General features: G+C 71.4%; 6 protein-coding genes. All 6 read left to right on the top strand.

Features of this window, described 5'->3' with window-relative positions:
- Positions 1-123: 123 nt before the first annotated feature.
- The 6 genes from ADK36_RS39320 to ADK36_RS39295 all read left to right on the top strand — a co-directional run bounded on the left by ADK36_RS39320 (position 124) and on the right by ADK36_RS39295 (position 6,587).
- The gene (locus ADK36_RS39320; protein WP_053201028.1) at positions 124-855 is read left to right on the top strand and encodes a DUF2786 domain-containing protein; all 732 of its coding nucleotides are present in this window, start codon (positions 124-126) and stop codon (positions 853-855) included.
- Between the two features lie 73 nt (positions 856-928).
- Entirely contained in the window at positions 929-1,393 is a 465-nt protein-coding gene (locus ADK36_RS39315; RefSeq protein WP_053201026.1) for a DUF6197 family protein, read from the top strand.
- A gap of 93 nt (positions 1,394-1,486) precedes the next feature.
- Positions 1,487-3,259 (top strand): ParB/RepB/Spo0J family partition protein, encoded by a 1,773-nt coding sequence (locus ADK36_RS39310; protein WP_053201024.1) that lies wholly within the window; start codon positions 1,487-1,489, stop codon positions 3,257-3,259.
- 66 nt (positions 3,260-3,325) lie between these two features.
- Positions 3,326-3,748 carry a hypothetical protein gene (locus tag ADK36_RS39305; protein ID WP_053201022.1) on the top strand — a complete coding sequence of 141 codons (423 nt, stop codon included), beginning with the start codon at positions 3,326-3,328 and terminating at the stop codon, positions 3,746-3,748.
- Positions 3,749-3,882: 134 nt separating this feature from the next.
- On the top strand, positions 3,883-5,100 hold the full coding sequence (locus tag ADK36_RS39300; RefSeq protein ID WP_053201020.1) for a hypothetical protein: 1,218 nt from the start codon (positions 3,883-3,885) through the stop codon (positions 5,098-5,100).
- A 500-nt stretch (positions 5,101-5,600) separates the two neighbouring features.
- Complete coding sequence (locus ADK36_RS39295) at positions 5,601-6,587, top strand: hypothetical protein (protein ID WP_053201018.1); 987 nt, start codon at positions 5,601-5,603, stop codon at positions 6,585-6,587.
- The last annotated feature ends 273 nt before the right edge of the window (positions 6,588-6,860 follow it).

The following is a 6,860-nucleotide window of genomic DNA, read 5'->3' as shown; positions in this document are numbered from 1 at the left end:
GACCCAACCCCTAGAACATGGTTTAATTAGTGGTGTCGGAAGGGGAGGGCAACCCCCGACCGGCACCGGTAGGCCGACCGGCCGCCGACAACCTCTCTCGCCAGGAGAATGCACGTGAGTACCATGAAGGCCCCCGCGAAGCTCGAAACCATCCGCGCCCTGCTCGCTAAGGCGGAGGACCCCCGCACGCCGGAGTCGGAGGCGGAGTTGGCCCGGAAGCGGGCGTTCGAGATGATGGCGAAGTACGGCGTCGAACAGGCGATGCTCAACGACGCCAACCCGGCCAGCGACGCCCCGACGGACCGTCAGATCGTTCTGGACAACCCGTGGGCGATGGAGCGGGTCCGCCTCATCAACCGCATCGCGCTCGCTCTCGGCTGCGAACTCATCCACGTTGGCCGGGATGGCGGCGGCCCGTCCCGCCGAGTGCACATCTTCGGGTACGCGAGCGATCTTCAGCGCGTCGAGCTGCTGTACACCTCTCTCCTCCTCCAGATGAACAGCGGACTGGCCGCTCGGTCGGTCCCGCCGGGCCAGGGTGCGCGGGCGTGGCGGCGCTCCTGGCTCCTCGGCTTCATCAATCGGGTGGGCGATCGCATCGAGGAGGCCGAGCGCGGCGCACGCGAAGGGGCCAGGGGCGACACCACCGCCACCGGCCGCAGTGCGGCCCTTGTGCTCGCGGACCGCAAGGCCGTCGTTGAGCGCAACTACCGGCAGGCGTACCCGCGTTCGCGGAAGGGCGGCACAACGACCATGACCGGCAACGGGTACGGAGCCGGATGGATCGCGGGAAGCCGCGCCGACATCGGCGGGAAGAGGATCGGCCGCACCACGGCCAGGTCCATAGCCGCGTAGCCCTATTGAGGCCGGGGGCGGCCGCCCGCCGCCCCCGGCTACCGAGCCTGCGACCTACCCGAGGAGATATACCGTGCCGTCTCGAAAGCCACCGGCCACCCCCGCCCGCATCCTCACCGCCGCCGCCGACCACATCGAACGCGTCGGCCTCTACCAGGGTGACCACCTCTGGCAGCCCGGCCGGATGGGCGACACCGCGCCGTGCACCGTGCTGCACGCATGGGAGCGCGGCGTGCGCGCCGCCCGGCCCCGCTGGTCCGTACGCGGCGAACCGTGGGACATCTTCCAGCGCGCCCTATTCGACTCCCTTGTGGTGCTCAGCAACCACGTCAACGGCCGCCCCGTGTCCGGCGTCCGGTGGCGAAAGCTGATGCTCACGGAGGACGCCTACCGGCGCACCCTGCTGTGGTGCTGGGGGGACGAGCCCGAGCGGACCACCGCCGAGGCCGCCGCGATGATCCGCGCCGCCGCAGCCCTGAACCCGAGTGACGGCGATCACGGCAGCCCTGGTTGCCCCACACCCAAAAATATGGTTTAATTAATGGTGCCGGAAGGGGGAGGGTAACCCCCCGGCCGACACCTTCACCGGGCCGAACGACCCAACGAACTCTCACCAGAAAGAGAAGGATCGATGACCAACGTCAAGACCCAGGCCGGCGTCCAGACTGCCCCTGCCCCGTGGCCGACCCTCACGGTCACCGAACTCGCCGCGCACCCCGGCAATGTCCGCGACATCGAGGCTCCGGCCGATCTGCTGGCCGACGTGAAGGGCAACGGCGTCGTGGAGCCGCTGTACGTCGTGCGGACCCACGGCGACGTGCCGCAGATCATCGACGGGTTCCAGCGGCTGGCCGCCGCCGTCGCCGCAGGGCTGAAGACCGTGCCGGTCACGCCCCGCCCCGTCATCCGGATCGACGCGCTCACCCCGCACCCGAAGAACGCCCGTGAAGACCTCGACATCAACGCGCCGTTCGTGGAATCGCTCCGCGCCGAAGGCTGCCGCATCCCCGTCAAGATCCAGCGACTGGACGGCGGAGTCCTCCAGGTCAACGACGGAAACCGCCGCTACCACGCAGCGACGGACGCGGGCCTTACTCACCTGCCTTACGAGTGGGATGACGAGGACCGCGACGCGGCCGGGCAGTTCCTCGACATGATCACGACCGCCCAGCACCGTAAGAGCCTCACCCCGTCCGAGATGAACCAGGCCATGTTCAGCGCCGCCGAGGCGGGCGCGCAGGTCGGCCGCATCGCCAAGGCCGCAGGCGTGCGGCAGAAGGACGTGAAGACGCTGGTCAAGGTCCGGTCGGATGAGAAGTTGAGCGCCGCCGTCGCGGGCGCTAGCAGTTATGAGTGGACTTTCGAGCACCTGGCCGCGCTCTCGGAGTTTGCCGACGACGCCGAAGCGCTCGCCGCGATCACGGAGGTCGCCGCCGAGGATGACGCCGACGCCGGAGACGTCGACTGGGCTATTGCCATCGAGCGGACCAAGCGCGACAAGCGGACCAAGGCCGAGGCCCACCGCGCGGAGCTGGAGGCTGCCGGGCAGAAGATCCGGGACGCCGAGGAGCTGTCCGAGCGGGCCATGCCCGTGTGGCGACTGCGCGGCATCAGCACCGAGGAGCACGCCGACTGCAAGGGGCTTGTGTGGGTGTTCGACGAGCGGCGGGGGGACCGGTATGAGCCCTACTGCTCCGCCCCCGGCCTGTACGGGCACTCGGTGCCCGAGGGGGGCAGCGCCAGCGGCGGCACGAAGACCGCCGCCGAGAAGGAAGCCGAGCGCGCTGCCCGCGCCGCCGTCAAGAAGGGGAACATCGACTGGGACGCGGCCGAGGCCCTGCGTCGGAAGTGGATCACGGACCTGATCAAGCGGCGCAACCTGCCGAAGAACACCACCAACACCCTGATCGGGCACGTCAATAACGCTCTGCTGAACGGCAGTTGGGGAATCTCCGACGACCTGAACAAGGAGGGCACCACCGAGATCCTGGCCGGTTTCCTGGGCCTGAACCCCGAGCAGGCGAAGGACCGGGGCAGCTTCGCCGGGCATGTCGCCAAGGACCCGCGCCGGGCCCCGCAGCTCCAGTTCGCGGCCATCGCCGCCGTCCGGGAGAAGTGCGCGAACCGGTCGGCGTGGCGGACGGACAGCCAGCACGCCCCGTGGACGCGGAAGCCCACGGGCCGTTGGTTCCAGGTGCTCGCGTCCCTGGGGTACCCGCTGACGCCCATCGAGCAGTCGGTCGTGGACGGGGAGCCCTACGACCCGTCGAAGAAGAAGCCCCGCGCCGCGATCACGTCCGGCAGCGAGCCGGAGACCGAGCAGGAGCCCGGCACCGAGGAGGTGAGCGAGCCGGAGGCCGAGGAGGCCGACGAACCGGCGAGCCACGACGAAGCCGCCGCGTAACCACCTCAACCGCCCGACGCCGGGGGCGGGAACCCTTCCGCCCCCGGCCACCCCAGGAGCCCCACGGTGACCCGTACAGCTCTGTTCGAGACCCACGCCGACGACCACGGTTGCGGATGCGTCCCCGCCCCCGCCGAGCCCGACCCCAGCACCACCGCCGACATCATGCAGGCCCGCGCCATCGCGGGCGGGCTTGCGGAGTTCGGCATCGGGCCCGCCCGATGGTCCGCCGCCTACGACCACCAGGCCGCCGCCGTCGTCCTGCGCGTGGACACCCCGCGCGGACTGTACGCGCTCGCCATCCCGGCCCCCGGCCAGCCGTTCCCCGTCCGCCACCGGGGCGAGCGCATCGGCGCGCTGGACTGCCGCCGCACGTACGGCACCGCCGACAGCTACACCGCCGCCCTGTTCGCCGCGTTCCTGCGCGACCGCGCCGCACTCGACATCCCCGGCCGCGATGTTTGCCCCACACGGCAAAACATGGTTTAATTAATGGTGTCGGAGGGGGAGGGCAACCCCCCTCCGGCCCACGGGCCGCCAGCCGGCCCGACCCCGGCCGTACGCGGAGGGCAACCCGCCCGGCCCGGCGCTCGATTCCTCTCTCACCAGCAGGAGCACCCACGATGACCAGCGCAGCCATGCGATTTTCCATCCCCGCCACGGCCGAGTCCCGCGTCCGTCAGCTTGTCGAGGCCACCAATGCCCGTGCCGCCGTCCACCGCCTCAGCGCGTACGCGCTCGACATCTCCGCGCCCTTCCTGGCGGACTACCACGACGTGGACGGCCGCCTGATCGGCAAGCGCCCCATCGTCACCGTGACGATCTCCGGTGACATCCCCCGTCACCACGGCTGGACCGTCATCGCCCGCCTGGACCACGACGAGGAGGGCGAGACGATCACCAGCCTGTTCCCCGGTCTGCCCGAGCAGGACGCCGAGGCCGCGCGCCAGTACCGCGCCATCGAGAACTTCTGCCACGGGTGCGCCGTCGCCCGCCACCGCACCGCCACCTACCTCGCCCGCCACGAGAACGGCGAGATGCGGCAGTTGGGCACGACATGCGTCGAGCCGTACACCGGTCTGCCGATCAAGGGCCTTGAGGCCCTGTGGAGGTTCGGCACGCTGAAGGACTCCGATTGGGACGGCGACGAGGGTGGCATCCCGGCCGATCTCCGCGTCCCGGTGGCCGAGGTCCTGCGGGTGACCGCCGCCATCGTCAAGGCCGAAGGCCGGTTCTACAGCCGGTCCGAGCAGTGGAAGAACACCATGCCGACCGCCGACGGCGTCGAAGCGTACTTCTTCGACCGCAAGGCCCCGATGGAGTGGCGGGCCGCGCTCGACGCCGACCCCGACGCGCCGACCACCGCCGCCGCCGTCCGGGCGTGGGCCGTCCAGGGATACGGCAGCCTCTCCGACTACCACCACAAGGTGGGCCAGTTGGCGAAGGACGAGACCGTCGACCCGCGCCACCTGCCGACGCTCGTGTCCGCCATCGCGGGTTGGTACCGCGACCAGGAGAAGGAGGCCACCGAGCGGGCCGCCCAGAACTCCCGACCGCAGGGCACCGTGGGCGAGCGCATTACCACCACCGCCACCGTCACCACCGTGATCGAGCTGGAAGGCCGGACGTACGGCTACCACACCCAGCGCCGCCGACTGGTGAAGTTCCAGGACCCGAGCGGCAACGTGTTCGTCTGGTTCAGCTCCGCCGCCGACGTCCCCGACCAGGGCGACGAGGTCGAGCTGACCGGCACGGTCAAGGACCACAGCATCTACGGCGAGACCGCGCAGACCGTACTCACCCGGTGCCGCGTCGCCGCACGCGAACCGGTCGCCGCGTAGCAGGTCCCGGCCGGGCGGGAGCCACCGCCCGGCCGGACCCCGGCCGCCGGGCCGTGGGGTGGGCGGCATCGAGCCGCCCACCCCACGCTCCGCCCACCACCGTCCGGGCCCGCCCGCGTCGGCGGCCGGCCCCGGTCACTGGCCCCCGTACGAAGGGCGTCCCTCCGGGACGGCTCAGCCTGGCCCGGCTCGCAGCCGGCCGGAACGTCCGGGCCGCGGGCGGCCCTCCCGCCCCGTCCGGACGCCGGGCCAACGGGCGTGCTCTGCGGGCACGACGGCACTGTCCATCGCGCTCCGCGCGACCGCGGGCGGCACCTCCCTGACGGAGGAACCCTCCGCCGCCGACTGCACCACCGAGAGACCCCGAGGAACATCCCATGCCCGAGAACGCGTGCGCCGTCCAACATCAGGCCGTCCCGGCAGGAGACCCGTCTCCGAAGACCTGTCTCTAGGTCGCCAGGCAGGCCGCCATCCTCGCCGTCACGGCAGCCGACGACGCCATGACCGCCGTGTGCCACAGCCGAGCCGGTGCCGCCGCCCGTCTGGAGGCGGTCATGCACGCGGCCCACAAGGAAGCCGTCGAGGCCGAGAAGTGGGCCGACCGCGCCGAGGAGTACGCCGACGACCCCACCATGCAGAGCAGTGCCCTGCTGTACTGCGCCCGTGAGGCCGTTGACCACGCTGTTCGGGCGCAGTCGGCCGCCGGAGCCGAGACGACGGGCACTGACCTGCGGGCGGAGCTGGAGCGGAAGTTGACGGCGGCCGAGTACGCCGAGCGGGAGACCGAACGCCGTCGTGAAGAAGCCGAGCGGGAGGCCGAGGAGCGCGCGGCCACCGGCATGGACCAGGAGAACCGGGACCAGGCGGCGAGGAACCGGTATCTCGCGGAAGGTCACGTTGCCGAACTCGGCTGGACGGCCGGACACGTCCGGGTGCTGGAGGCCGCCGAGTCCGGACGCTTGTACTGGCGAGACGGGCGAGCCCGGCAGGCAGCACGGTACGGCGTGTGGAACGGTGGCCGGCGGATCAGCCGCGAGCGGACCGAGGCCCTGTTCGCCGCGCGCTTCCTTGTCACCGTCCGCCAGGAGGACGGCACTCGCGTACTGACGCCAACTCCGATGGGCCAAGCCGCCCTTGAACTGGCTCGCCTCCACCCGGCCGGGCTCCACGACAGCGACCAAGCCGCTTACGAGGCACGGTTCGCCCGAGTCCGGCGACGCCACAAGCGCCGAGACGACCAGAAGGCCGCCGCCCGCGTACTCCCGCCCCTCGATTCCAGTGCGCGGAAGCTGTACCGGAAGCCGCTCCTGCTCACCGAACAGCAGGCCCGCGCCGAGCGCGACGCCGCTGACCGGTGGGAGGAGGAAGGTGGCTCTTGCCCCGCGGTGAAAGCGCCGCGCCCTCCATCCACCTCAGCCGAGTGGCCCTTGGCCCCGACAAGGGCCTGGTCGGGCGGGAAGTCGGCCGAGCAGGTCACCTTGTGGTGACGCTGGCGCCGGCCGGAAAGGCTTCTTGCCTCCGGCGGGTCCTCTCTCGGAGGGGGTGGGGGCTTGTTGGTTGGGTGCGGCGTCGTTGTGGTGCGGGTGGGGAAGGCGGGGTTCCCTCCTCGGCCGGACACCCCAGGGGGCGTACCAGGAACCCGGTCACGGAGTCCAGGCCGAGCCGCTGCGCGGTCGCTGCGCGAGCCAGGACACCGCGCCCGGAACCCTGGTACGGCGGAGCTGTCCGACCGAGGAGGGAACCCCGCCCAGGCCCGTTGT

This window comes from Streptomyces viridochromogenes, assembly GCF_001270495.1.
GTDB classification, from domain to species: Bacteria; Actinomycetota; Actinomycetes; order Streptomycetales; family Streptomycetaceae; genus Streptomyces; species Streptomyces viridochromogenes_A.
Note: the sequence above shows the minus strand (reverse complement) of the source record. Positions and strands in the feature narration are given on the sequence as shown.